Raw genomic sequence first — 24,475 nt, 5'->3', positions numbered from 1 at the left:
GCCTCGTCGGTGATGGTGACGCGGTGGTGGGCCTCGTAGCGGTCGCGGATGCCCTTGAGCATCTCGATCGTGTCGGCGATCGACGGCTCGGGCACCTGGATCGGCTGGAAGCGGCGCTCGAGCGCGGCGTCCTTCTCGAGGTACTTGCGGTACTCGTCGAGCGTGGTGGCACCGATGGTCTGCAGCTCGCCGCGGGCCAGCATCGGCTTGAGGATGCTGGCGGCGTCGATCGCGCCCTCGGCCGCACCAGCACCGACGAGGGTGTCGATCTCGTCGATGACCAGCACGATGTCGCCGCGGGTGCGGATCTCCTTGAGGACCTTCTTCAGCCGCTCCTCGAAGTCGCCGCGGTAGCGCGAACCGGCCACGAGGGCACCGAGGTCGAGGGTGTAGATCTGCTTGTCCTTGAGCGTCTCGGGCACATTGCCCTTGACGATGTCCTGCGCCAGGCCCTCGACGATCGAGGTCTTGCCGACGCCGGGCTCGCCGATCAGCACAGGGTTGTTCTTGGTGCGGCGGCTGAGCACCTGCATCACGCGCTCGATCTGCACCGCGCGGCCGATGATGGGGTCGAGCTTGCCCTCGCGGGCGTCCTGGGTGAGGTTGCGACCGAACTGGTCGAGCACCAGCGAGGACGCCGGGGCCTCGCTGCCGCTGGTGGCGCCGGCGGCCGCAGCAGCGGCGCCGCTCTCCTTGCCCTGGAAGCCGGACAGCAGCTGGATGACCTGCTGGCGCACGCGGTTGAGGTCGGCGCCGAGCTTCTGCAGCACCTGCGCCGCGACACCCTCGCCCTCGCGGATCAGGCCCAGCAGGATGTGCTCGGTGCCGATGTAGGAGTGGCCCAGCTGCAGGGCCTCGCGCAGCGAGAGCTCGAGCACCTTCTTCGCGCGCGGGGTGAAGGGGATGTGGCCCGAGGGCGCCTGCTGGCCCTGACCGATGATCTCCTCGACCTGGGCGCGCACCGCCTCGAGCGAGATGTCGAGGGACTCCAGCGCCTTGGCGGCGACGCCCTCACCCTCGTGGATGAGGCCGAGCAGGATGTGCTCGGTCCCGATGTAGTTGTGGGAGAGCATGCGGGCCTCTTCCTGGGCCAGCACGACCACCCGACGGGCTCGATCTGTGAACCGCTCGAACATCTCTGCACGCTCCTCGTACTCCGGGGCTGTTCACGGGGTACAACCCAGACTTCAGCCTACGCGTTCCCCCTGATGGGACCAGGTCCGTCCGCTCTCAGCGAACGGGCGTCGCCGCGGGGCCACGAGTAAGGCGCCGACGAGACCGTCCATCGGTGGCGCAAGGCAACCGGCGATCGGAGCGGGGACGACGGGTCCGGGCGCAGGGGAATCATGAATCCATCGTCAGCGCGGCAGGTTGGGGCACCACCGGTCGGCGGACGAATCAGGCCGTCCCTTGCTCGGGTGAGTCGACGCCATTTCCTGCACCTCGCGCCCCGACGGCTGAGAGCACAGGAATCCCCGGAACGAGACGTTCCGGGGATTCCCGCACTCGATGCCCGATGATTCAGTTGGCGGCGTCGAACGCCTGGCGCACCTCGGAGGGAATGCGACCGCGCGAGGGCACGTCGTAGCCGTTCTGGCGGGCCCACTCGCGGATGTCGGCGGCCGAGGCGCCGGAGTCGTTGGCGGCTGCGGCCTTGCTGCTGCGCTTCGCGCCGACCCCGGAGCGGCCGACCTTGCGACCGTGCCCGACGTAGGTGGCGAGCGCGTCGCGCAGGCCCGCCGCGTGGTCGTCGTTGAGGTCGATCTCGTAGGTGGCACCGTCGAGCCCGAAGGTCACGGTCTGCGTGGCCTCGCTCCCGTCGATGTCGTCGACGAGCACGATGTTGACCTTCTGCGCCATGACGCATTTCCTCCTGCGAATCGTTGAATTGTGAAAGGACCGTGTTTCGCCCGAGACGATGCCAGCCCGATCGGCCGGGAATGGCCTCATTCAAGCACATTCCGCGAAATCGACCGCCCCACGGCGCGCGCGAATCACGATGGCCGACGATTATCGCGGCTGAATCCCACGATAATTCAGCGACGATTGCGCCCGAAGACGATCCCCAGCCCCTGAAGGGTCAGCCAGGGTTCGTGGTCGGTGAAGCTGCGGCATTCCTCGATCACCAGCGGCGCGAGATATCCGGTGGCCACGACCGCGACGTCGTCCACGTCGCAGCCCAGGGCCTCGACGATGCGCTCGACCATGCCGTCGACCTGGCTGGCGACCCCGAAGAGCACGCCCGACTGGAGCGCCTCCACGGTGTTCTTGCCGATCACGCTGCGCGGGCGGGCGAGCTCGACCATGCGCAGCTGCGCGCCGCCGCGACCGAGCGCCTCGAGCGAGATGGCGATGCCGGGCGTGATCGCTCCGCCGACGTAGCGCCCGCCGCCGTCCACGACGTCGTAGGTGGTGGCGGTGCCGCCGAAGTCGACGACGATCGTGGGCGCGTCGAAGCGGGCAGCGGCGGCCACGGCGTTGGCGATGCGGTCGGTGCCCACCTCGCGCGGGTTGTCGACGGCGATTGGCACGCCCGTGCGTGTCCCCGGCTCGAGGACGACGCACGGCACGGCGCCGAAGTCGCGCGCGAGCATCTCGCGCCAAGCGTTGAGCACCGAGGGAACGGTCGCGCACACGACCACGCCGTCCACGTCGTCGAAGCGCCGGCCGAGCAGGCCGCGCAGCAGCACCGCCCACTCGTCGCCGGTGCGGCGCTCGTCGGTGCCGACGCGCCAGTGGTCGACGACGTCGTCCGATCCGTCGCCGGCGAGCAGGCCGAGCACGGTGGAGACGTTGCCGATGTCGGCGGCGAGCAGCACCATCGGATCGCCGTCCTCAGCCCGTCCGGAAGTCGAGGCCGAGGTCGAAGACGTCGACCGAGTGGGTGAGCGCGCCGACGGAGATGAAGTCGACGCCGGTGGCGGCCACCTCGCGGGCCCGCGCGAGGGTCAGTCCGCCGGAGGCCTCGAGCGAGGCGGGGCGGCCCCGCTCGTCGTTGATGCGCACGGCCTCGGCGAGCTCGGCGGTGCTCATGTTGTCGAGCAGCACCTCGGTGCAGCCGGCGTCGAGCACGTCGCGCAGCTCCTCCAGCGTGGTGACCTCGACCTCCACGCGCAGACCCGGGTTGGCGGCCACGACCGCGCGGTAGGCCGGCACCACTCCCCCGGCCGCCACGGCGTGGTTGTCCTTCACCATCGCCCGGTCGACCAGGCTGAGGCGGTGGTTGACGCCGCCACCGCAGCGCACGGCGTACTTCTGCAGCGCGCGCCAGCCCGGCAGGGTCTTGCGGGTGTCGAGCACGCGGGCGCGGGTGCCGACCAGCGCGTCGACCCACTGGGCGGTGGCGGTGGCCACGCCCGAGAGGTGGGAGGCGAAGTTGAGCGCGGTGCGCTCCGCGGTGAGCACGCCCCGCACCGCCCCCTCCACGGTGAGGACGACGTCGCCCGGCGCGACCCGGGTGCCGTCGGGCACGCGGCCGCTCACCGTGACGTCGTCGCCGAGGGCGTAGACGAAGGCCAGCTCGGCGATCGCGAGCCCGGCCACCACCCCTGCCTCGCGCGCGGCGAAGTCGGCGGTGGCACGGCCCATGTCGGGCATCGCGGCGCTCGTGACGTCGTCCACGCCGCCGGGGAGGTCCTCCTCGAAGGCGAGGACGACGTGGTCGTAGACGGCCTGCGGGTCGAGCCCGGCGGCGGCGATCTCCTCGACGAGCGCCGCGGGCAGGTCGGCGAGGGGCACGCGCGCGATCACCGCGATCACGCCGGCTCCTCCGCGCCCACGGCGCCGATCCCGGCTCCCCGGTCGGTGGCCGGCGACGGCACGAAGGTCACCGTGGTGGCGCCGTCGGCCATGCGGACGTCGAAGTGGCCGGCCCAGGTGGCGTCGTCGCGCTCGGGGAAGTCCTCGCGCCAGTGCGAGCCACGGGTCTCCTCGCGCAGCGCGGCGGCGTCGGCGAGGGCGGCGCTGATGGTGACGAGGTTGGTGGCCTCCCAGGCGGCCTGCCCGGCCGCGCCGGCCGCACGACCGGCGAGCTTGTCGAGCACCGCGGCCGCCTCGACCAGGCCGGAGGCCGAGCGGAGGACGCCGACGCGCGAGGTCATCACCTCCTGCAGCTCGCGGCGCACCTCGCCGTCCACGAGGCCGGGGTGGCGCTCGTCGGCGACGGGCTCGCGCCAGGGGCCCAGCTCGCCGGGGAGCACCTCGGCGATGCGCCGCGAGAACACCAGGCCCTCGAGCAGCGAGTTCGAGGCGAGCCGGTTGGCGCCGTGCACGCCGGAGCAGGCGACCTCACCCGTGGCGTAGAGGCCCGGCACGTCGGTGCGGCCCACGAGGTCGGTGCGCACGCCGCCGGAGGCGTAGTGGCACGCGGGCGCCACCGGGATGAGCTGGGTGACGGGGTCGACCCCGTGCGAGCGGGCGGTGGCGAGGATGGTCGGGAAGCGGCGCTCCCAGAACTCCGCGCCGAGGTGGCGCGCGTCGAGCCACATGTGCGGCTGACCCGTCTCGAGCATCCGCTTCATGATCGCCTTGGCCACCACGTCGCGTGGCGCGAGGTCGGCCAGCTCGTGCACGCCCTGCATGAAGCGGGTGCCCTCGAAGTCGACCAGGAAGGCGCCCTCGCCGCGCACGGCCTCGGAGATGAGCGGCTGCTGGCCGCGCGAGTCGGGGCCGAGGTACATCACCGTCGGGTGGAACTGCACGAACTCCAGGTCGCGCAGGGTGGCGCCGGCGCGCAGGGCCAGCGCCATGCCGTCGCCGGTGGCGACCGCCGGGTTGGTGGTCTGCGAAAACACCTGGCCGAGCCCGCCGCTGGCGAGCACCACCGCCCGGCAGTGGACGGCGCCCACGCCGTCGCGCTCGCCCTCGCCGATCACGTGGAGGGTGAGCCCGGCGACGCCCAGCGGCGCCGCCGGGTCGTCGGGGGAGCCGGCGGGGCGCCCGAGCAGCAGGTCGACGGCCAGCGCGTGCTGGATGACCTCGATGTCGGGGGCGGCCTCGATGGCGGCGATGAGGGCCCGCTGGATCTCCGCGCCCGTGGCGTCGCCGCCCGCGTGGGCGATGCGGTCGCGGTGGTGACCGCCCTCGCGGGTGAGCGAGAGCTCGCCGTCGGCGGTGTGGTCGAAGTTGGTGCCCAGCGCGATCAGCTCGCGCACGGCGTCCGGGCCTTCGTTCACCAGCACCCGCACCGCCTCGGCGTCGCAGGCGCCCGCACCGGCGACCAGCGTGTCGACCTCGTGCTCGTGCGGGGTGTCGCCCGGCCCGAGCGCCGCGGCGATGCCGCCCTGCGCCCACTGGGTGGAGCCGGCGGCGAGCACGTCCTTGGTGACCACGAGGATCGAGTCCACGTGGCCGCGCAGGCGCAGCGCCGCGGTGAGCCCGGCGATGCCGGAGCCCACGACGACGACGTCGGCGCGCGTCGTCCACCCGGGGCCGGGGGCGTCGAGGCGACCTGGGAGACGTCGCAGGGAGGTAGGCACAGCGGACCCTTCAGGCATTCCAGCAGGCTACCGAGAGGCCTGACGTGCGGGTGGTGGAGCGGTCAGCGACCGGCGGTGACGTCGCCGCGCGCCAGCGTGGGGTCGCCGAAGGTCTCGGCGGGGTCGAAGCCGGTGGCCATGATCTTGTTGTCGGCGTCGACGAAGACCACGCTCGGCTTGAACTCCTTCGCCTCCTCGGTGCTCATCTGGCCGTAGCCGATGAGGATGACGAGGTCGCCGGGGTGCACGAGGCGGGCCGCGGCGCCGTTGATGCCGATCACGCCGCTGCCGCGCTCGCCGGCGATCGTGTAGGTCTCGAGGCGGGCGCCGTTGTCGATGTCGACGATGTGCACGAGCTCGCCGGGCAGCAGGTCGGCGGCGTCGAGGAGGTCCTCGTCGACGGTGACCGAGCCGACGTAGTGCAGGTCGGCCTGCGTGACGGTGGCGCGGTGGATCTTGGACTTCATCATCGTGCGCAGCATGGGGATCCCTCAGCTTCCGGGCTGGTTCGTGGGCGGGGCGGTGAAGTGCAGGGGCAGGTTGTCGATGAGTCGGGTGGTGCCCAGGCGCGCGGCCACCAGCACGCGGCCCTCGGTGCCGGGCGCGGGGTGGTCGTCGATCGGGCCGAGGCCGGCGTCGGTGATGGCCAGGTAGTCGAGCTCGATCGCGGGCTCGGCGGCGAGCACGCTCATCGCGGCCCATCGCGCGGCGGGGACACCGAAGGCGGCGCGCTCCTGGGCGGCGCGCAGGGCGGCGCTCAGCACCGCGGCGCGGGCGCGCTCGTCGTCCGAGAGGTAGCGGTTGCGGCTCGACCGCGCCAGGCCGTCGGGCTCGCGGTCGGTGGGTGCGCCGACGATCTCGATGCCCAGGCACAGGTCGGCGACCATGCGCCGGATGAGCGCGAGCTGCTGGAAGTCCTTCTCGCCGAACACCGCGACGTCGGGGCGCACGAGGCCGAAGAGCTTGGCCACCACGGTGAGGACGCCGCGGAAGTGGCCCGGGCGGCTCGCCCCCTCGAGGACGTCGGCCAGCGGCCCCGGCTGCACGGTGACCGCCGGCGAGGGCTCGCCCGGGTGCGGCACGCCGTCGGGGTAGACCTCCGCCACGACGGGGGCGAACACGACGTCCACGCCCTCGCCGCCGGCGAGCGCGAGGTCGGCGTCGAAGGTGCGCGGGTAGCGGTCGAGGTCCTCGCCCGGCCCGAACTGCAGAGGGTTGACGAAGATGCTCACCACGACCGTGCCGTCGGCGCCCGCACGCTCGCGGGCCAGCCGCATGAGCGTGGCGTGGCCCTCGTGCAGGGCGCCCATGGTGGGAACGAGCACCACCGGCGCGGTCGCGGCGCGCGCGCCGAGCAGGCTGGCGAGGTCGGCGCGGGTGCGGGCGACGGCCGGCGACCGCACGGCGACCGAAGTGCTCACGCCTGCTCCATCGCGGCGCGGGACCTACCGGGCGCCCGGGCGAGCAGCTGCTCGACGCGGGCGCGGTGGGCGCCGCCGGCGGGATCGTGCGCGGCCAGGGTCTCGGCGATGCGCAGGGCGCGGATCGGCAGCAGCCGACCGTCGGTGACCACGCGGTCGAGCGTGGCCCAGGCCATCGCCACGTAGGAGGGCACGGTGTCGGGGGCGTTGGCGCTGATGTCGCCCAGGTGCGCGGCCACCGTCTGCACGTCGCCGCGCACGATCGGGCCGGTGAGAGCGCTGTCGCCGTGCTCGAGCGCGTTGGCCAGGGCGGCGTCCAGCAGGGGGCGCAGCGTGCCCGACGGGTCGTCGACGCCGGCGGCGGCGAGCAGCCCCATCGCCTCGCTCACCAGCGTGACCAGGTGGTTGGCGCCGTGCGCGAGACCGGCGTGGTAGAGCGTGCGCATCTCCTCCGGCACCCAGGTGGGCCGGCCGCCGAGGTCGGCCACGAGACCCTCGGCCAGCGCGCGCTCGGCGTCCCCGGCCGTGAGCCCCATGACGCACCCGCCCAGGCGGGTGAGGTCGACGGCGGTGCCGGTGAAGGTCATCGCGGGGTGCAGCGCCACCACGCGGGCGCCCACCGCGGCCGCGGGCGCGAGCACGGCGAGCCCGTGGCGCCCCGAGGTGTGGACGACGACCTGCCCGGCGTGCAGCGCACCGGAGTCGGCCAGCACCTGGACGACGTTGGGCAGCATGTCGTCGGGCACGGTGAGCAGCAGCAGGTCGACCGCGCGGGCGACGTCGCTGGGCTTGGCCAGCGGCACGCCCGGCAGGAGGTCGGCGGCGCGACGCCGGGAAGCGTCGGACTCACCGGCGGCGGCGACCACGTCGTGGCCGGCGCGCCGCAGGGCAGCAGCGAGGACGGCGCCGACGCGACCCGCGCCGACGACGCCCACCCGGAAGTGGGCCATCGTGAACCTTTCGTTCCCGTCCCTCCGACCACCCGGCCGGGGCCGCGTGCGGTGTGGGTACAGGACGTGTGCTCGTGACAGGCGCTCCGGGGGCGTCCGGAGCGCTGCCAACGGTACGCCCGCGGCGGTCGGCGGGGAACCGGAATCGCGCGTGGCCGGGGTCACATCGCCCCCGGTGGCCTGATGCGGCGCTCGGGATTCACCGGTCCACCGGTGAATCTCGCGCTGGTCGACCGAAGTTTCATGTGACCAGCACGAGTTTCGCCGGTCCACCGGTGAATCCCGCGCCGACCGGCCGGCGGCCTCAGGCGGGAGGGAGGCGGTCGAGGAGGGCGAGGAGGTGGGGGCCCTCGCGGTCGAGGTCGACGGCGAACTCGGCCTGCACGGTGGACTTGCTGGCGCGGGAGACGACGGCGTCGATGCGGTGGCCGCGGAGCGCGGCCATGAGGACCTCGTTGCGCGGGGTGTAGGCGTCCGAGCCGATCTGGATGACGTGCTGGGGGTGCGTGACGAAGGCGATGTGGAACATGCCGCTGCCCGCGTAGCCGGCGACGACGTCGGCGGCGCGGAACATCGCGACCTGTTCGCCGAGCGGATAGTCCTCGGGGTAGACGATCGCGAAGCCGCGGGCGGCGAAGATCTCCTCGACCTCCTCGGCGTTGAGGCAGGCGCGCTTGCGGATGCGCCGCGCGATGAAGATGCGCGAGGGGCGGTCGTCGCGGGGCTCGGCGCGGGCAGCGAGGACGTCGCCGAGGCGGTCCCAGGTCTCGAGGATGCGGGGGTGGACGTACTCGGGGTTGGAGAACATCGGTGTGCCCGAGAGCAGGCGCTCGACGCGCGCGGGGCCGTCGATCTTCACGATGCGCTCGCGCGGGATGCCGCAGGCCTCGTAGAAGTCGTACTCCCACTCGGCGATCTCGGGCCGCCCGCGCGCGGCGGTCATCAGCACCCGCACGTCCGGATCGATCTCAAGCGCGGCCGGCCAGCTCCACATCCGCGAGAGCACCTCGGTGGTCGTGTGCCCGAAGTGGCCGCGGATCTCGTTGTCGAGGTGCAGGTGGGTGCCCGCGAGCAGCGGCAGGTCCTCAGGAGCGGGCAGGGGGCGCTGGAGGATGCCGTAGGGGCCGGGCAGGTCGATCACGCCGAAGTTGGTGAGCGTCGGCGCCTGGTTGTGGCGGTAGGTGTCGGGCAGGATCACCCGACCGGTGACGACGAGCTGCTCGACGTCCACGACGACGTCGCGGTACTCGCGCAGCGCGATGTCGGCGAGCTTGATCGGGCGCCCCATCGGTGGACGACGCGGCTCGGGCACCTCGGTGATCACCGCCGCGGACGGCGGCTGCTCGGCCGGCAGCACCGAGAGCACGCGGTGCGGGGTGCCGTGGCGCGCCGCCGAGCCCTCGATCCAGGCGTTGCCGCGCGGCTCGTCGAGCTTGACCATGACGTCGGGCAGGTCGTGGCGCAGGACGAAGTGGTCGCCGAGCGTCTCGCCGGTGACGTGCATCCGGACGGCGAGGCGGTGGTTCTGCCACGCCTTGCGGACCCGGCCCGCGCGCAAAGGCCCGGGCTCGGTGGCCCACCCCTCGGCGAGGTGCTCGCCGAGGGCGCCGCGCGCGGCGCCGAGCTCGCCGGCACCCCGCGGCACCACGAACGCTCCACCGGGCCGGGTGTGGAAGAAGACGGCGCGGAAGTCACCGAGTCGATCGCCCGCAGGGTCCGCCCCCGCGAGGACGACGTCCGCGTGCGGCAGCAGCGCCAGCTCGACGTGGCGGCGGGCCGGGTCGGCCGGGGTGGCGCTCACCTGCCAGCCGGGCCCGCGACGGCGCAGTGCCCGCACGAGCGCGCGCCGGTGCTCTCCGACGACGACCACGTGCGCGTCGGGGCGGTCCGCGCACTCGCGGGCGACGAGCTCGACGAGCTCGCGGCGCAGGACGCGGGGCTCCAGCCGGGCGGTGCGCACGCGGTGGCGGGCCGCGCGGGCGAGGCGTCGCACCACCGTCGTCCTCCTCGCGCGTGCTGGTCGTGCTCTCGCGGCACCGGTCCGGGTCAGGGAGAGGCTAGAGGATGGGCAGCGGACGCGCTGCGGGGCCCGTGCCCGGTGCGGCGGGCGTGAGAGCATGGCGACCCGCCGGACCCGCCGGACCCGCCGACCCAGCAGCACGACGCCAGGAGAGATCGCCCCGATGCCCGACGCCCCGTCCGCCCGCCCCCGTGTCCTGGCGATCGGCCCCTACGAGCGCGACAACGTGGGCGACCTGCTCTTCCTGCTGGTCACCGAGCGCTACCTCGCCGACGCCGAGGTGATCGCCACCGCCCCCTTCGCCTCCGACATGACCGAGCTGCTCGACCGGAGGGTCGAGGCCTACGGCTCACGGCTGCGTGACGACGACGTGGACGCCATCTGGTCGATGGGCGGCGAGATCGGCGGCACCACCATGGAGTCGGCGTTCCGGATGTCGATGCCGCAGCCGCTGCGCCAGCGGTTCAACACCGCCACGCACGCCGAGCAGCAGCGGATGCTGGCCGAGGCCGTCGACCACGCGCCGATCGTCGCTCCCTACATCCCCAACCCGGCGGCCTTCGAGCGCAACGCGGGCGCGGTCACGATCGTCAACTCCGCCGGGCTCGGCGGCCTGCGCGGGCGCCCCTGGCACGTGCGCCACGAGCTGCTCGAGGCGCTGCGCAGCGCCGACGCGGTCTCGGTGCGCGACCCGATCGCGAGCGCCTACCTCACCGACATGGCCGTCGAGCACACGCTCGTGCCCGACGTCGTCCACGCGCTCGGTGCGGTCGACCCCCACCCCTACGACCCCGACTCCGACGTGGTCGTGGTGCAGTCGTCGGTGAGCATCCTGCGCGACCTCGGCCACGAGGCGCTGGCGAAGGCCCTGGTCACCAGCAAGCACCTCGACGGCATGACGATCCGCTTCGTCATGGCCGGCACGGTGCCCTCCACCGACTCCCTCGCCGCCTACGAGCAGGTGGCCGACCACATCGCGCGCCTCGACCCCGCCCGCTCGGTCGAGCTGCGCACCGAGCGCCGCCCCGCCGACATCGTCGAGCAGCTGCGCACCGCCCGCGTGGTGATCGGCACCTCGCTGCACGTGCGCATCATCTCGGCGGCCTACCAGGTGCCGCGGCTCACCTTCACCCGCGTCAAGCCCACCCGCTACGCCAAGCACTGGGACCCCCACATGCCCTTCGACGTCGGCCTCGCCGACCTCGAGGCCTCGATCGGGCGGGCGCTGGAGATCGGCGACCGCGACGAGGTGGTCGAGGCCTCCGCGGAGCTCACCCGTCGCGCCGACGCCAACGCCCGCGAGCTCGCCGACCTCGTGCGCGGTGCCGCGAGCCGGCCGGCCGCCGAGGTCGAGCAGCTCGCCGCGCGGCGTCGCGCGATCTACGAGCCGATCCTCGCCGAGCGCCTCGCCTGCGCGCCCGACGAGGCGAAGCTGCACGCGCGCATCGACCAGGCCACCGCCGAGGCCGCCGCCCTGCGCGCCGAGCTCGACGCGACCCGCCGCCAGCTGGACGACGCCCGTGCCCGTCGTCCGATCGCTCGCGCGCGGCGAGTGGCCGGGCGGGCCAAGCGGCGCCTGACGAGCTGAGCAGCCGACTCCGCCTGGTCAGAGGCTGAGTGGCCTGGTCAGAGGCTGAAGGGGTCGTCCTTGCGCACGTCGTAGACGTGACCGGACTGGTCGGAGACCAGCACGTCGATCGAGGTGCGCGCCACGGTGGCCGAGTCCAGCAGCGTGCCGGGGGCCTCCTGACCGAAGGCCTTGGTGCGCATGGGCGTGGCGGTGCGCTCGGGGTTGATGCAGTTGACCCGTACCCCGGCCTCGGCCCATTCGTCGGCGAGCGCCTGGGTGAGGTTGACCGTGGCGGCCTTGGCCGAGCTGTAGAGGCTGTAGCCGCCGCGCCCGCGCGTGTAGGAGCTGGAGGTGAACAGCAGCAGCGAGCCGCCGGAGGCCGCCAGGTGCGGATAGAACTCCTGGGCGATGAACACCGGACCGAGGTAGTTGATCTCGGTGGCGGCCCACACCGTCTCCTCCGAGGTCTCGACCAGCTGGCCGCGCGGCAGCACGCCGGCGGTGTTGACCACGAAGTCGATCGAGCCGGCCTCGGCGATCGCGGTGCGGGCCGCGGCGGCGACGTCGGCGCGTCGTCCGACGTCGGTGCCGGTGGCCGAGCGGCTGAAGGTGAGCACGCGGGCGCCGTAGGCCTCCGCGAGCGCCGCGATGTCGGCCCCGATGCCGTAGCTGCCGCCGAAGACCACCATCGTGCGGCCCTCGAGCGCGGCCCGGTAGCCCTCCTCGGACTTGGCGCGCGGCAGGTCGATGCCGGTGAGCTGGAAGAGCTTGTCGGCGATGAAGACGTCGATCGGCTCGGTGACCTTCATGTTGCGGTCGTCGCCGTGCACCACCACGATCGGCTCGTCGGGCAGGTAGCGCAGGACGACGCTGCAGTCGTCGGTGGCCGCGAAGTCGGGGTCGGCGCCCGCCAGCTCGTAGGCCCGGGCGAGGACGTCGAGCCGGAACGCCTGCGGCGTCTGCCCGCGGCGCAGGCTGGCGCGCGGCGGGATGCTGCGGATCGTGTCGTCGGGCGCGACCTCGATGATCGTGTCGGCCGAGGGGATCGCGACGTCGACGGCTGGGTGGGTGGCCAGTGCGGCGAAGCACTCGCCGATGATGCGCGGCGTCACGAGCGGGCGCACCGCGTCGTGCAGCAGGATCCGGACGCCGGAGCCGTCGGCGGCCCGACCGCGGGCGGCCTCCTGGGCGAGGAGGTGGTCGATCGCGCGCTGGGTGGTGTCGTTGCGGGTGTCGCCGCCCTCGAGGATCGCGGTGACCTTGTCGAAGGCCTCGCCGCGGGTGATGTCGCGCACCGCGTCGGTGTGCCCGGGCGTCATCAGCACGATGACCTCGTCGACGTCCGGGTGGTCGTGCAGCGCCACGAGTGTGTGCTCGAGCAGCGTCTTGCCCGCCACCTTGATCAGCTGCTTGGGGATGTCGAGCCCCACCCGGCTGCCCACGCCTCCGGCGAGGAGGACGGCGACGTTCGTGACCGGGGCGGCAGCGGTGGCGTCGGACATGGCCCGAAGGCTACTGACCCTTCGCCTCCGCGCCCGCCTCGGGAGCGGGCCCGAAGAACGCCTCGACCACCCGGCGCGCCGAGTCGCCGGTCTGCAGACGGTTGTAGGTGGCGGCGAAGTGCTCGAGCTGCGCCGCGGTGCTGCGTCGCAGGCGCGGCAGGTCCTTCAGCAGCGCCACGGCCTCCTCGGCGGTGTCGACCAGCGGCCCGGGCGCGGAGTCGCGGTAGTCGTAGAGGAAGCCGCGCACGCCGCCGACGTAGGAGTCGAGATCGGGCACGAGGAAGATCATCGGCCGCATCGTGAGCGCGAAGTCGAAGCGCAGCGAGGAGTAGTCGAGCACCGCGGCGTCGGAGGCCAGGATCAGGTCGTTGATCTCGGGGTAGTCGGTGACGTCGCGGTAGCGGGTCTCACCGCCGGGCCGACCGGCCGCACCCGAGTGGAAGCGGTGGCCGCGCATCAGCAGCACGTAGTCGGGGCCGAGCTCGCGCGCGGCAGCGGCGAGGTCGAGGTGCTGCACCATCTCGGCCTCGCGCCAGTTGGTGGCGAGGTCGTCGCGCCACGTCGGTGCGTAGAGCACCGCCGTCTGGTGCTCGGCGATGCCGAGCCGCTCGCGCACCGCCGCACGACGGGCGTCGGCGTCCGGGCCCACCAGGGCGTCGTCGCGGGGATAGCCGTGGCTGTGGATCGGCCCGTCGTAGGCGTACTCGCGGCGGTAGTGCTCGTCCATCTCGGGCGCCGGCGTGAGGATGAGGTCCCACTGGCCCGACGTGCGGGCGAGCTCGAGGTCGATGCGCCGGGGCGTGAAGTTCTTGGCCCGCCACATGCGCAGCCCCATCGACTTGGCGGGGTAGCCGTGGAAGGTCTGCAGCACCCGCTGGCCGGGGCGCCGACGGAACCAGCGCTCGGGGTCGATGTTGAGGCACAGGTGACCGGCGGTGGCGATGACGCGGTACCACTCGCGACTGAACAGCTGCACGCGCTCGGCGCCCTCCGGCGTCCAGCACGAGGAGTCGTGCACCCCCCACACCAGGCGCAGGTCGGGTCGCGAGCGCCGCAGCTCCTCGTGCAGCGCCAGCTGGCTGTCGGTGGCCGACGCCCCGAGGTAGGACTGCAGGTAGACGACGTCGGCCTCGATCGGCAGGTCGGCCCCGGCGTACCAGCGCTGCAGCGCGCACTGCGCCGACGGGCCGCGCTCATCGTCGCGCAGCGGCCGGTCGAGGTCGAGGTTGGCGTCGCGGCCGTACTGCACGAGCCGGCTGGCGAACACCTCGTCGACCGCGGGGCGACCGAGCCGCTCCAGCGCCCGCTCGCCGAACGGCGCGATGCGGCGACGGCCGCCGCGGTGCACCGTCACGGGGTAGGTGGCCGGCGGCACCGGACGCTCGCCGAGCCCCCAGGGGTCGTGGGCCAACCGGAAGCGGTAGGCGGCCGCTCCGGGCCCGGCCGACGGATCGGGATCGGGCACCGCCTCGCCGACGAGCACTGCCTTCGGGCCCTCGAGCCGCACCTCGGCGTCGGCGGGCGCCGCGCCGCCCAGCCAGCGCCCGAGCACCAGCGCCTCGAGACCGCTCACGCGGACGTCGTCCACGACGAACTCGTCGGCCGCCTCGAGCACGCGGGTTTCGCCTGCCGCGCCCCGCGAGAGCACCACCGAGCCGGTGGCGACGCCGACCCACTGCGCGAGCGCTCCGGCCGGCCAGCCGAGGTCGCGGCTGCGACCGGCGGCGTCGACGACCTGCAGCGACCACGACCGCTGCTCGTGGCGGGCGGGCGGCAGGGTCAGCTCGAACGCGAGGTCGGCGCCGGGGTCCACCTCGGCGCGGGCGGTGAGGCCGCCCGAGGAGGCGATCACCGCGACCGGGCGGTCGGCGGCGTCGGCGGAGGCGGCCGCACCGAGCCGCAGGCGGCCGCGCAGCGTGCGGCCCGCCACGACGGGTTCGTGCAGCCGCACGGCCTCGTCGGGCGTGATCCGCAGACCGGTCGAGCTGGTGCGCGGCAGCAGCGTGACGAGCGCGTCGCCGCACGGTCGCGGCGCGAGGTGGTCGCGGCCGAGGAGGCCGGCCGAGGAGCGCGCGTCGACGCCGGTGACCGGGCCGGTGCGGGTGAGGCCGTCGATGCTCAGCGTCGTCTCGACCACCCAGGTGCGGCCCGCTCCGGACGCGGCCACGAGGGCCGGGAGCGGGATCTCGACGACGACCGCCCCGCGGGTGGCGTCCTGCTCGCGCCGCTCGACGAGACCCAGGTGGGCCCGGGGATCGCGCGGCTGGTCCAGCACGGTGAGGTCGAAGCGCCGCGCCCGCTCGGCCGGCACGCCCTCCTCGACCAGGCTGACCTCGACCTGCGGCGTGCTGGGCAGGTCCACGAAGTCGGGGGAGGCGAGCAGGGTGAGCTCGATGCTCTCGGCCCGCCATCGGACGTCGGCGAGCACGACCCGCAGGCGCGTCTCGTCGTCGGTCATCACGAAGAGCTCGTCGGGCAGAGCGAGCGAGGCGTCGTCGTGCAGCGGGAGCAGCGCGCGCACGCGGCCGGCCTCGACGACGGTGCGCACGCTGCCCTCGTTGAAGAGGCGGGCGGCCAGGAAGGACTCCAGCGCGGCGCGCTGGCCCTCGCGCAGCAGCCAGGTCTTGACCCGTGCCTCGGCCCCGAGCGAGCTCCACAGCCGCGTGCCGGCCGTCTCGAGCAGGCGACCCACGTGCTCGCGCAGGAGGGCCCACTGACGGTCGTCGGCACGCTCGACGTCGGCGACCATGCGCTGGACGCCGTAGCCGAGCTGGCCCCAGCGCCACCAGTCGCTGACGGCGGGGTCGCCGACGGCCTCGACGAGCTCCCAGAGCCGACCCTGCTGGGCCAGCCACTCCTCCAGGCCCGAGAGGACGTCGACGACGCTGCCGACGCCGACGCCGTCGCGGCGCTGGGAGGGCACGTAGGTCTCGGCGGCGATGAGGTCGAAGCGGTCGGCGGCGCGCAGCAGCGCGAGCGCGACGTCCGCCCCGCCAGGCAGGCCGGGGGTGAACCGCACGCGCGACCAGAGCTCGCGGGTGGCGAGCCGGTTGCCCAGCGCCAGGTCGGTGACGGCGACAGGCGAGCGGGTCAGGTCGGTGGCCGGTCGATCCACCACGTGCGCGGCGTCGAGCGGCGCGTCCGGGATCCAGCCGACCGTGGACGGGCGACGCAGGCGGCCCACGACGAGCGGGGAGCCGGTGGCCAGGTGGCTGCTGACGAGGGCCTCGATGCCCTCCGGCACGAAGTCGTCACCGCCCTCGGCGACGATGACCAGCGAGCCGCGGGCCGCCCGGATGCCGGCGTGGCGCGCGGCGATGAGGTCGGCCGCGGGCCGCAGACGTCGGATCCGCCAGTCGGCAGCGGCCTGCGGTGCGACGACGGCCGCCACCCGCTGGTGGCGCCCGTAGGGCACGACGACGATGTCGAGGTTGCGGTGGGTCTGCACCTTCAAGGTGTCCAGGCAAGGGCCGACGCGGGTGGTGGCGTCGTCGCTCACCGGCACGACGACGGTGACCAGCGGTCCCCCGAAGCCGGCGCGGAAGCGGCGCGTCGCGCGCCCGACGGGACCCCTCAGGCGGGCCGGCCCGGACTTGCCCAGGCGGATCGCGGTGGCGCGGGCGCGGACGGGGTCGAAGGCCACGGCGGGAGCATCCTCGCAGTCGGGTCGGGGCCCGATGGGCGGGCCGGCGGCGATCCGCCCACCCTAGCCGCCGCGCCCGGTCGGGGGCCGTGCGGCTCCCCTCCTCGAGAGGGCCCGAGGAGCGGCCGGCTCAGACGGCGCGACGGTTGCCGGGGTGGTGGTGACCCTCGGCCGCGCGGGCGGCCTGCAGCGCCTGCCACTCCGCCCGCAGCACGTCGATCTCGGCCTCGAGCTCGGCCACGCGGATGACGGCCGCCTCGGCGCGCTCCTCGGCCTCGGCCAGGCGCGAGGTGAGCCGCTCGGAGGTGCGCTCGGCCGCCTCGGCCCGATCCGTGCTCGCGGCGAGCTCGCTGCGCGCGGCCGCGAGCTCGTCGGTGGTCTCGGCCAGGCGCTTCTCGACCCGCTGCACCTGCGCGTCGCGCTTGGCGATCAGGCCGGTCATGTCGGCGGCGAACTCGACGTTCTCGGCCGTGCGGGCCTCGGTGAGGCGCGCGTAGGCGCGGGCCTGGTCGGCGCGGTCGCGGGCGGCGTCCACGCGGGTGCGCTGCACTTCTGCGTGGGTGATCTTGGTGGCGGCACCGCCGAGCAGCACGGCGAGCGCGCCGGCGAGCAGCAGCACCGGGCTGGTGCCGACGACGGCGGCGCCGGCGACGAGTGCGGCCGCCACCCCCACGAGGACGACGGCCACCGCGATGCGCGTGGAGCGCTGGCGTCGGCGCGAGCCGCTGCCCGTCGGCGAGGCCGGCGAGGTCGACGCGGACGGCGCGGGCGAGGGGACGGAGGGGGTGCCCGCTGCGGTGCCCGCGGGTCGGCCGACGGGGAAGGTCATGGGCTCACCGTAGGCCGCGCACCGCTCCGGGAGACGGCGACACGCTCGTCACACCCACCCCAGGAGTCACAGCGGCCCCAGGCGGGCGCGCAGATCAGGTCCCGGGCGGTCCCTCAGGAGCCCGCGCGCTCCGACGGCGGAACGCGGCAGGCGCGCTCCAGCAGGAGCCCCGCGACGACGGCCGCGAGGGCGCACCCGGCGGCCACGAGGGACCCGACGAGCCGGTCGTCGGCCCGCTCGGCCGGGTCGCCGATCCAGGTGAGCCCGTAGGCGAGGTAGCCGCCGAGCGCCAGCGCCGACACCAGGGCGCTCGCCCGTCCGAGGAGGAACCGGTTGACGGCCTGGTGGGCGGCCAGGCGGCTGCCGCGACCGCGCAGCGAGCGCCGGGTGGCCCAGGCGACGTAGCCGAGGATCGCGGCCAGCAGGGCGAAGGCGAGCCCCTGCGGGAGCGTGACGAGCGGGGCCACCGCCCCGAGGCGCCCGACCGCGAAGCGCAGCAGCAGGCCGCCGACCACGCCGACGCCCGCCCAGGCCAGGGCGGACGACACGGGGGTCGGACGCAGGCCGTCGCGGTCGTCGTCCGGCCCGCCGGGCCGGTCGGGGCCCCGAGAGGCGTCGGGCTCGGAGCCGTCGCGGCTCACTCGAACTCGAGCACCAGGTCGTCGCGGCGCTGCACGCCGGTGGTGTCGGCGGAGGCGAGGAGGTCGGCCACGGCCCCGACGCCGGGCACCTGCGCGTCGGGCTCGAGGTCGAGCCACGGCTGCAGCACGAAGGCGCGCTCGTGCGCACGCGGGTGCGGGAGGATCAGCTCGGGCTTGTCGCTGCGGCGATCGCCCACGACGATCAGGTCGACGTCGAGGGTGCGCGGCGCGTTCTGCACGCCGGTGCGCACGCGCCCGAAGGCGTCCTCGATGGCCTGGGCGCGGTCGAGCAGGCGGTGCGCGGAGAGCGTGGTGTCGGCCAGCACGATCACGTTGAGGAAGGTCTCGGCGTCCGGCGGGCAGTCGACCGGCGTGGTCTCGTAGACGGGCGAGATGCCCGTGACCCACACGTTGGGCGTGTCGGCGAGAGCGTCGACGGCTCCCTGGAGGTTGCTCATCCGATCGCCCAGGTTGGACCCGAGACCGATCACCACCCGGCGGATCGGGCGCATCTCCCCGGTCAGGGTGTCCGCGTCGATGATGTTCGGATTGGGGGTCTCGGTCATGGTCGGTCTTCCGCCTTCCCGTCGTGGTCTCCCGGTGCCGCGGTGCGGCGTCGGGTGATCGTGAGCTGCACGTCGTCGAACGTGGCCTCGATGGGGGCCTGCGGCTTGTGCACCGTCACTCGCGCCCATTCAACACGAACGTCGCGCAGACACGCATCGGCGATGCGCTGGGCGAGGGTCTCGATGAGGTCGACGGGGTCGCGCTCGACCTCGGCGACGACGTGGGCCACGAGCCCGCCGTAGTCGACGGTGTCGGCGAGGTCGTCGGACGCGGCCGCGGGAGCGGTGTCGACGCCCAGCTCGAGGTCGAAGCGGAACACCTGCCCCTCGCGGCGCTCGTGCTCGAAGACGCCGTGGTGGGCGAAGACCTCGATGCCGAGGATCCTCAGCTCGTCGCTCATCGGTGCTCCTGATCGTGGTGGTGCTGGGGCCGGTCGGGCCCCGCGGGCAGGGCCCACTGTGCCGCAACGGCCAAGGCGTCCACGTGGGCCCTCACGTCGTGCACCCGCAGGCACCACACGGGCGCACCGCCGAGGCCGGCGGCGAGCAGGGCGGTGAGCGCCACTCCGGCCGCCTCCCGCTCCCCCACCGGGCGCGGGGCGCCCTCGGCGTCGGCCAGCAGGTGGCCGAGGAAGGTCTTGCGACTGGCCCCGACGAGCAGCGGCAGACCCAGGGAGGCCACGACGTCGAGGCGGCGCACGAGCTGCCAGTTGTGCTCGGCCAGCTTGGCGAACCCCAGCCCCGGATCGAGCACCAGGCGCTCGGCGCCGATGCCGGCGGCGAGCGCGGCCTCCACACGGGCCGCGAGCTCGTCGCGGACGGCGGCGACGACACCGCCCGGACCGTCGTAGCGGGCCCAGCGCTGCATGTGCTCGCTGTGCGCGCGCCAGTGCATCGCCACGTAGGTGACGCCCGCATCGGCCACCACGTCGAGGATCGCGGGATCGGCCAGGCCCCCGGAGACGTCGTTGACGATGCTCGCACCGGCCTCGACCGCCCGGGCCGCCACCTCCGCGCGCATGGTGTCGACCGAGACCCGCGCCCCCTCGGCGGCCAGCGCGGAGATGACGGGCAGCACCCGGCCGAGCTCCTCGTCGACGAGCGGACGGGTGGCGCCCGGTCGTGTGGACTCGCCGCCGACGTCCAGGATGTCGGCGCCCTGGGCCAGCAGGTCGCGGCCGTGGGCGACGGCCGCCTCGGGATCGACGTAGCGGCCGCCGTCGGAGAAGGAGTCGGGGGTGACGTTGACGACGCCCATCACCAGCGGCCGCGCGGAGGCGGCGGTGGAGGGGTCGGTCGCGGCCACGGTCGAGAGGCTAGTGGTCGCGGGCGGCGACGCGGGCGGCGGGCGGGCGCGTTGCTAGGGTTCCAGCCGTCCCACCCGCCGAGAAGGAGCCGTCATGTCGATGTTGAAGAGCGCCGCGGTCAAGACCGTGAAGCCGCTGGTCAGCGACCGCGTGTGGCAGCGGCTGCGCCGCGCGGGCGGCGACGCCGGACCGGCCTGGCACCGCATGGACCTCACCGAGATCGGGCGCCACTTCCGCACCGACAAGGCCGGGCCGGGCCACCACTACACCCAGCACTACGAGCGCCACTTCGGCCACCTGCGCGACGAGGCCTTCACGCTGCTCGAGATCGGCATCGGCGGCTACGCCCGCGAGGGCGAGGGCGGCAAGTCGCTGCGCATGTGGAAGCACTTCTTCGCGAAGGCCCAGATCGTCGGCCTCGACATCCAGGACAAGTCCTTCGTCGAGGAGCCCCGCATCACCGCCTACCAGGGATCCCAGGTCGATGAGGAGGTGCTGCGCCGCATCGTCGCCGAGCGCGGCCCGCTCAAGGTCGTCGTGGACGACGGCAGCCACCGCCCCGAGCACATCCGCGAGACCTTCCGCCTGCTCTTCCCGCTCATCGAGCCCGACGGCCTCTACGCCATCGAGGACACCCAGACCTCCTACTGGGGGCGCTGGGGCGGCGATCCCGACCGCCACGCGACCCACACGACGATGGCCCTGGTGAAGGACCTCCTCGACGGCCTCAACTACGAGGAGTACCCGCAGGCCGACTACGAGCCCACCTACAGCGACCGCCACGTCATCGCGGTGCACGCCTACCACAACCTCGTGATCATCGAGAAGGGCCTCAACAACGAGGGCAGCAACACCCCGATCGAGAAGAGGGGCTGAGCCGTGAGCGCCGTCGTGAAGGACACCGCCCAGGTCGCCGACTCCGCCACCCTCGGCGCGGGCACCACCGTCTGGGAGCTCGCGCAGATCCGCGAGGACGCCGTGCTCGGCGAGAGCTGCGTGATCGGCCGCGGTGCCTACGTGGGCACCGGCGTGCGCATCGGCGACCGGTGCAAGCTGCAGAACTACGCGCTCGTCTACGAGCCCGCCACCCTCGGCGACGGCGTCTTCATCGGCCCCGCGGCCGTGCTCACCAACGACCAGTACCCCCGCTCGGTCGCCCCCGACGGCGCGCTCAAGCGCGCCCACGACTGGGAGGCCGTCGGCGTCGAGATCGGCGAGGGCGCCTCGGTCGGCGCCCGTGCGGTGTGCGTGGCGCCCGTGCGCGTCGGCGCGTGGTCGCTCGTGGCCGCCGGCGCGGTCGTCACGCGCGACGTGCCGCAGTTCGCCCTCGTGGCCGGCGTCCCGGCCAAGCGCATCGGCTGGGTCGGTCGCGCGGGCGTGCGCCTGGAGGAGACCGCTCCCGGCACGTGGACCTGCCCGAGCACCGGCGAGACCTACACCGAGGCGGACGGCGTCCTCACCCTCGGCTGAGGGCGGGTCGCAGCGCGAGCGCCACGACCCGCGGCGGCTCAGCCGCCGATGACGATGCGGCGCACGCCGTCGCCCCGCCAGGCAGAGGCGTCGGTGACCCGGCGACCGTCGACCAGCACCCGCACGCCCGGCAGGTCGGCCGGGGTGAGGGAGGCGTACTCGGCGTGGTCGGCCTGCACGACGGCGGCCTCGACCTCCTCGCCGCGGTGCGGCGGAAGGCCGAGCCGCTCGAGCTCGGCGTCGGAGTACATCGGGTCGCTGACGTAGGGCACCGCGCCGCGGGCCTTGAGCCCCTCGACGAGCGGGAAGACACCCGAGAAGGCGGTCTCCTTGACGCCCCCGCGGTAAGCGGCGCCGAGCACGAGCACCGGCACGCCGGAGAGGTCGCCGACGGCGGCGGCGAGGAGGTCGAGGGAGTAGTCCGGCATGCCGGCGTTGGCCTCGCGCGCCGCGCTCACCACGGTGGCGGCGGGGTCGTTCCACAGGTAGAGGCGCGGATAGATCGGGATGCAGTGGCCGCCGACCGCGATGCCCGGACGGTGGATGTGGCTATAGGGCTGGGAGTTCGAGGCGTCGATGACCTTGAGCACGTCGACGTCGATCTGGTCGGCGTAGCGGGCGAACTGGTTGGCCAGGCCGATGTTGACGTCGCGGTAGGTGGTCTCGGCGAGCTTGGCGAACTCCGAGGCCTCCGACGACCCGAGGTCCCACACGCCGTTGGCCTGCGGCAGGTCGGGCCGCTCGTCGAACTCGAGCACCGCGTCGTAGAAGGCGATCGCGGCGTCGGTGGAGGCCTGGTTGATGCCGCCCACGAGCTTGGGGTACTTGCGCAGGTCGGCGAAGACCCGGCCGGTGAGCACCCGCTCGGGGCTGAAGACGAGGTGGAAGTCCTCACCGGCGGTGAGGCCGGAGAGCTCCTCGAGCTTCGGGGCGAAGCGGTTGCGGGTGGTGCCCACCGGCAGCGTGGTCTCGTAGCTCACCAGCGTGCCGGCCTTGAGGCCGCGGCCCACCGCCTCGGTGGCGGCGTCCATCCACTGCCAGCTCGGCGTTCCGTCGGCGGCCACGAAGAGGGGGACGACGATCACGACCGCGTCGGCGGCGGCGACCGCGGCAGTGGTGTCGGTGGTGGCGCTGAGGCGCCCGGCGTCCACGGCCTCGCGGAGCTTCTCGGCGAGGTGGGCCTCGCCCGGGAAGGGCTCCTCGCCGCGGTTGACGAGGTCGACGACACCGGCGTCGACGTCGGCACCGACGACGGTGTGCCCGGCGCTGGCGAACTGCACCGCCAGGGGGAGGCCGATCTTGCCCAGGGCGACGACGCAGATGTCCACGGAAAAGCTCCTTCTCGACTGCTGACGCGACCGGCCGGCGGCCGGTGTGCTGCTGATTGCTGGGGTGAGTGCTGGGGTGAGTGCTGGGATGAGTGCTGGTGACGCGCGAGGACACCGCGCGAGGGACAGGCTAGGTGAGCCGCCGCCCGAGCGCGCCGACCCGACGGCGCAGCGTGGGCTCGATGCTCAGGGTGAGCGCGAGGCGGTGCTCGAGCGAGGATGTCACGGCGACCTGGGCCCGCGCGCCGCGGGTGGTGAACTCCGCGGGGCCGGCGCCCGGGCTCCCCGCGACCGGTACGGCGGCGCGCAGCGGCCGGTCGAGGATGCGCTCGTCGGTGGTGACCCGCAACCGGATCCCGAAGCTGGTGGAGCCGGGGTCGGTGTCGACGGCGAGGGGGGCCAGGTCGAGCTCGGCGCGCACCTCGCCGTCGGCCCCGATGCGCACCGGCGCGGCGGCGAGCACGCGGGTGCCGCGGTCGAGGGCGACGTTGAGCCAGGGGCGCGGGACGCCGTGCTCGTTGAGCGGGCTGAGGGCGAGCTCGATGCGGGCGTCGGAGGCGGGGTCGATCGCGCCGGTGCGGGCCTCGAGGAGCAGCCGTGAGCCGTCGAGGCTCAGGCGGGCGCCCCGCTCGACGTCCTCGAACCAGGGGGCGAGCTCCGGCCCGCTGAGGCGGGAGACGTCGGTGGGCTCGTCGAACCCGTCGAGGAGCAGCCACAGCCCGCTGCGCTCCACGAGCAGCCGCGACCCGGGGGCCACGGGGCCGACGGCGGAGCGCACGAGGTCGCGCCGCCCGGTGCTGATGAGGCGCCAGTGCAGGCGCACCGCGCCGTCGAGACGCTCGAGCAGGCCGGGGGTGAGGAAGCGCCGGGCCACCTCCGCGAGGGCGTCGAGCAGGGCCTCGGCGTCGTCGTCGGTGCGCTGCAGGAGGTCGCGGGTGAGCAGCTTGTCGAACTCCCACGTGAAGTGCCGCACGAGCAGGGCGTCGCGCACGTCACCCGCGGGGACGATGTCGGCGAGGTGCTCCACCACGGCCGTGAGGTCGCCCAGGCGGGTGCGCCAGTCGGCGGCGTAGCTGATGTTGCCGGCGTCGTGACGCTTGACCGCGAAGTAGGCGGTGGGCCGGGCGAGCACGCTGACCCGGCGGGCCGCGAGCATCGCGGCCACCGCGAACGGCTGGTCGCTGCCGACGCGCAGGTCGAGCGGGTAGCGCAGGCCGCGTTCCTCGATGAGGCTGCGCCGGAACAGCTTGGTGTTCGACAGCGAGTAGGGCATGAGGTCGCCGGGGAACTCGATCGCCGGGTGCTCGCGCTCGAAGAGGCGCTGGTCGACGTGGCGACCGTTGACGCCCTCCGCGGGCGGCACCACCACGTCGGACTCCCAGGCGTCGGCGGCCGCGACGAGCCGCTCCAGGGCGTCGAGGGCGAGGTGGTCGTCGGAGCCGACGAAGATCACGTAGCGGCCGCGGGCGTGGTCCAGGCCCACGTTGCACGGGCGCGCCGGCCCGCCCGAGTTGGCCTGGTGCACCACGTGGACGACGCCCGGGTGCTCGGCCGCGTAGCGGTCGAGCAGCTCGCCGCTGCCGTCGGTGGAGCCGTCGTCCACGGCCACGACCTCGAGGCGCCCCGGCTCGCGGGCGATGCTCTGCTGCACGAGGGAGTCGAGGCAGGCGCCGAGGTAGTCGAGGGTGTTGTAGACCGGGACGACGACGCTGACGTCGGGTGTGGGCATCACCTTGTTCACGCTGCGCCGG

General features: G+C 74.1%; 21 protein-coding genes. 3 read left to right on the top strand and 18 right to left on the bottom strand.

Annotated features, from left to right (window positions below; translation table 11 throughout):
• The 9 genes from ACERUN_RS04565 to ACERUN_RS04525 form a co-directional block, all read right to left on the bottom strand.
• Positions 1 to 1,136: Clp protease N-terminal domain-containing protein (locus tag ACERUN_RS04565; protein ID WP_370288579.1), on the bottom strand; the 1,136-nt coding region annotated here is incomplete at its 3' end.
• Between the two features lie 385 nt (positions 1,137 to 1,521).
• Positions 1,522 to 1,860, bottom strand: a complete 339-nt coding sequence (locus tag ACERUN_RS04560) for an Lsr2 family protein (protein ID WP_370288578.1) — start codon at positions 1,858 to 1,860, stop codon at positions 1,522 to 1,524.
• A gap of 176 nt (positions 1,861 to 2,036) precedes the next feature.
• Complete coding sequence (locus ACERUN_RS04555) at positions 2,037 to 2,822, bottom strand: type III pantothenate kinase (protein ID WP_370288577.1); 786 nt, start codon at positions 2,820 to 2,822, stop codon at positions 2,037 to 2,039.
• A 13-nt stretch (positions 2,823 to 2,835) separates the two neighbouring features.
• Complete coding sequence (nadC, locus tag ACERUN_RS04550; RefSeq protein ID WP_370288575.1) at positions 2,836 to 3,759, bottom strand: carboxylating nicotinate-nucleotide diphosphorylase; 924 nt, start codon at positions 3,757 to 3,759, stop codon at positions 2,836 to 2,838.
• Positions 3,756 to 5,477, bottom strand: coding sequence for an L-aspartate oxidase (locus ACERUN_RS04545; protein ID WP_370288574.1), 1,722 nt, complete (start codon positions 5,475 to 5,477; stop codon positions 3,756 to 3,758). The genes nadC and ACERUN_RS04545 overlap by 4 nt, the downstream gene beginning before the upstream one ends.
• Before the next feature lie 62 nt (positions 5,478 to 5,539).
• The gene (gene panD, locus ACERUN_RS04540) at positions 5,540 to 5,959 is read right to left on the bottom strand and encodes an aspartate 1-decarboxylase (protein ID WP_370288573.1); all 420 of its coding nucleotides are present in this window, start codon (positions 5,957 to 5,959) and stop codon (positions 5,540 to 5,542) included.
• A 9-nt stretch (positions 5,960 to 5,968) separates the two neighbouring features.
• A complete protein-coding gene (gene panC, locus ACERUN_RS04535) occupies positions 5,969 to 6,898 on the bottom strand; it encodes a pantoate--beta-alanine ligase (RefSeq protein ID WP_370288572.1) in 930 nt (309 codons plus the stop codon).
• On the bottom strand, positions 6,895 to 7,848 hold the full coding sequence (locus tag ACERUN_RS04530; RefSeq protein ID WP_370288571.1) for a Rossmann-like and DUF2520 domain-containing protein: 954 nt from the start codon (positions 7,846 to 7,848) through the stop codon (positions 6,895 to 6,897). Before ACERUN_RS04530 ends, panC begins: the two co-directional genes overlap by 4 nt.
• Before the next feature lie 304 nt (positions 7,849 to 8,152).
• Entirely contained in the window at positions 8,153 to 9,844 is a 1,692-nt protein-coding gene (locus tag ACERUN_RS04525) for a DUF563 domain-containing protein (RefSeq protein ID WP_370288568.1), read from the bottom strand.
• Between the two features lie 187 nt (positions 9,845 to 10,031).
• Between ACERUN_RS04525 and ACERUN_RS04520 the strand changes: the two genes are divergently transcribed.
• On the top strand, positions 10,032 to 11,456 hold the full coding sequence (locus tag ACERUN_RS04520) for a polysaccharide pyruvyl transferase family protein (RefSeq protein WP_370288567.1): 1,425 nt from the start codon (positions 10,032 to 10,034) through the stop codon (positions 11,454 to 11,456).
• A 38-nt stretch (positions 11,457 to 11,494) separates the two neighbouring features.
• On the opposite strand, the gene ACERUN_RS04515 is transcribed toward ACERUN_RS04520, so the two are convergent.
• The 7 genes from ACERUN_RS04515 to folP form a co-directional block, all read right to left on the bottom strand.
• The gene (locus tag ACERUN_RS04515) at positions 11,495 to 12,940 is read right to left on the bottom strand and encodes an SDR family NAD(P)-dependent oxidoreductase (RefSeq protein WP_370288566.1); all 1,446 of its coding nucleotides are present in this window, start codon (positions 12,938 to 12,940) and stop codon (positions 11,495 to 11,497) included.
• Positions 12,941 to 12,950: 10 nt separating this feature from the next.
• Positions 12,951 to 16,583: a CDP-glycerol glycerophosphotransferase family protein gene (locus ACERUN_RS04510; protein WP_370288565.1), complete on the bottom strand. Its 3,633-nt coding sequence runs from the start codon at positions 16,581 to 16,583 to the stop codon at positions 12,951 to 12,953.
• Positions 16,584 to 16,713: 130 nt separating this feature from the next.
• Complete coding sequence (locus tag ACERUN_RS04505) at positions 16,714 to 17,412, bottom strand: hypothetical protein (protein WP_370288563.1); 699 nt, start codon at positions 17,410 to 17,412, stop codon at positions 16,714 to 16,716.
• Between the two features lie 113 nt (positions 17,413 to 17,525).
• Positions 17,526 to 18,053 carry a DUF3180 domain-containing protein gene (locus tag ACERUN_RS04500; protein ID WP_370288561.1) on the bottom strand — a complete coding sequence of 176 codons (528 nt, stop codon included), beginning with the start codon at positions 18,051 to 18,053 and terminating at the stop codon, positions 17,526 to 17,528.
• Positions 18,050 to 18,619 carry a 2-amino-4-hydroxy-6-hydroxymethyldihydropteridine diphosphokinase gene (gene folK / locus ACERUN_RS04495; RefSeq protein ID WP_370288560.1) on the bottom strand — a complete coding sequence of 190 codons (570 nt, stop codon included), beginning with the start codon at positions 18,617 to 18,619 and terminating at the stop codon, positions 18,050 to 18,052. The genes ACERUN_RS04500 and folK overlap by 4 nt, the downstream gene beginning before the upstream one ends.
• Positions 18,616 to 19,020, bottom strand: a complete 405-nt coding sequence (gene folB / locus ACERUN_RS04490; RefSeq protein WP_370288559.1) for a dihydroneopterin aldolase — start codon at positions 19,018 to 19,020, stop codon at positions 18,616 to 18,618. The genes folK and folB overlap by 4 nt, the downstream gene beginning before the upstream one ends.
• Positions 19,017 to 19,877 (bottom strand): dihydropteroate synthase, encoded by an 861-nt coding sequence (gene folP, locus ACERUN_RS04485; protein ID WP_370288586.1) that lies wholly within the window; start codon positions 19,875 to 19,877, stop codon positions 19,017 to 19,019. Before folP ends, folB begins: the two co-directional genes overlap by 4 nt.
• Positions 19,878 to 20,019: 142 nt before the next feature.
• Between folP and ACERUN_RS04480 the strand changes: the two genes are divergently transcribed.
• Complete coding sequence (locus tag ACERUN_RS04480) at positions 20,020 to 20,802, top strand: hypothetical protein (RefSeq protein WP_370288558.1); 783 nt, start codon at positions 20,020 to 20,022, stop codon at positions 20,800 to 20,802.
• Between the two features lie 3 nt (positions 20,803 to 20,805).
• On the top strand, positions 20,806 to 21,396 hold the full coding sequence (locus ACERUN_RS04475; RefSeq protein WP_370288557.1) for a DapH/DapD/GlmU-related protein: 591 nt from the start codon (positions 20,806 to 20,808) through the stop codon (positions 21,394 to 21,396).
• A 38-nt stretch (positions 21,397 to 21,434) separates the two neighbouring features.
• Here ACERUN_RS04475 and ACERUN_RS04470 read toward each other — a convergent pair whose 3' ends face one another.
• On the bottom strand, positions 21,435 to 22,724 hold the full coding sequence (locus ACERUN_RS04470) for a nucleotide sugar dehydrogenase (protein ID WP_370288556.1): 1,290 nt from the start codon (positions 22,722 to 22,724) through the stop codon (positions 21,435 to 21,437).
• 130 nt (positions 22,725 to 22,854) lie between these two features.
• Positions 22,855 to 24,453 carry a glycosyltransferase gene (locus tag ACERUN_RS04465; protein ID WP_370288585.1) on the bottom strand — a complete coding sequence of 533 codons (1,599 nt, stop codon included), beginning with the start codon at positions 24,451 to 24,453 and terminating at the stop codon, positions 22,855 to 22,857.
• Positions 24,454 to 24,475 lie beyond the last annotated feature (22 nt).

It is taken from the genome of Nocardioides sp. (assembly GCF_964229035.1).
Taxonomy (GTDB): Bacteria; Actinomycetota; Actinomycetes; order Propionibacteriales; family Nocardioidaceae; genus Nocardioides.
This window is presented reverse-complemented; position numbering and strand designations above follow the sequence as displayed.

What these genes read in the sequence shown, in the direction of transcription:
- ACERUN_RS04505 (WP_370288563.1), bottom strand. Translation starts at nt 17,412, where the DNA reads ATGACCTTCCCCGTCGGCCGACCCGCGGGCACCGCAGCGGGCACCCCC.
- panD (WP_370288573.1), bottom strand. Translation starts at nt 5,959, where the DNA reads ATGCTGCGCACGATGATGAAGTCCAAGATCCACCGCGCCACCGTCACG.
- ACERUN_RS04560 (WP_370288578.1), bottom strand. Translation starts at nt 1,860, where the DNA reads ATGGCGCAGAAGGTCAACATCGTGCTCGTCGACGACATCGACGGGAGC.
- folP (WP_370288586.1), bottom strand. Translation starts at nt 19,877, where the DNA reads ATGGGCGTCGTCAACGTCACCCCCGACTCCTTCTCCGACGGCGGCCGC.
- folK (WP_370288560.1), bottom strand. Translation starts at nt 18,619, where the DNA reads ATGACCGAGACCCCCAATCCGAACATCATCGACGCGGACACCCTGACC.
- folB (WP_370288559.1), bottom strand. Translation starts at nt 19,020, where the DNA reads ATGAGCGACGAGCTGAGGATCCTCGGCATCGAGGTCTTCGCCCACCAC.
- ACERUN_RS04555 (WP_370288577.1), bottom strand. Translation starts at nt 2,822, where the DNA reads ATGGTGCTGCTCGCCGCCGACATCGGCAACGTCTCCACCGTGCTCGGC.
- ACERUN_RS04465 (WP_370288585.1), bottom strand. Translation starts at nt 24,453, where the DNA reads ATGCCCACACCCGACGTCAGCGTCGTCGTCCCGGTCTACAACACCCTC.
- ACERUN_RS04530 (WP_370288571.1), bottom strand. Translation starts at nt 7,848, where the DNA reads ATGGCCCACTTCCGGGTGGGCGTCGTCGGCGCGGGTCGCGTCGGCGCC.
- ACERUN_RS04515 (WP_370288566.1), bottom strand. Translation starts at nt 12,940, where the DNA reads ATGTCCGACGCCACCGCTGCCGCCCCGGTCACGAACGTCGCCGTCCTC.
- ACERUN_RS04520 (WP_370288567.1), top strand. Translation starts at nt 10,032, where the DNA reads ATGCCCGACGCCCCGTCCGCCCGCCCCCGTGTCCTGGCGATCGGCCCC.
- ACERUN_RS04480 (WP_370288558.1), top strand. Translation starts at nt 20,020, where the DNA reads ATGTCGATGTTGAAGAGCGCCGCGGTCAAGACCGTGAAGCCGCTGGTC.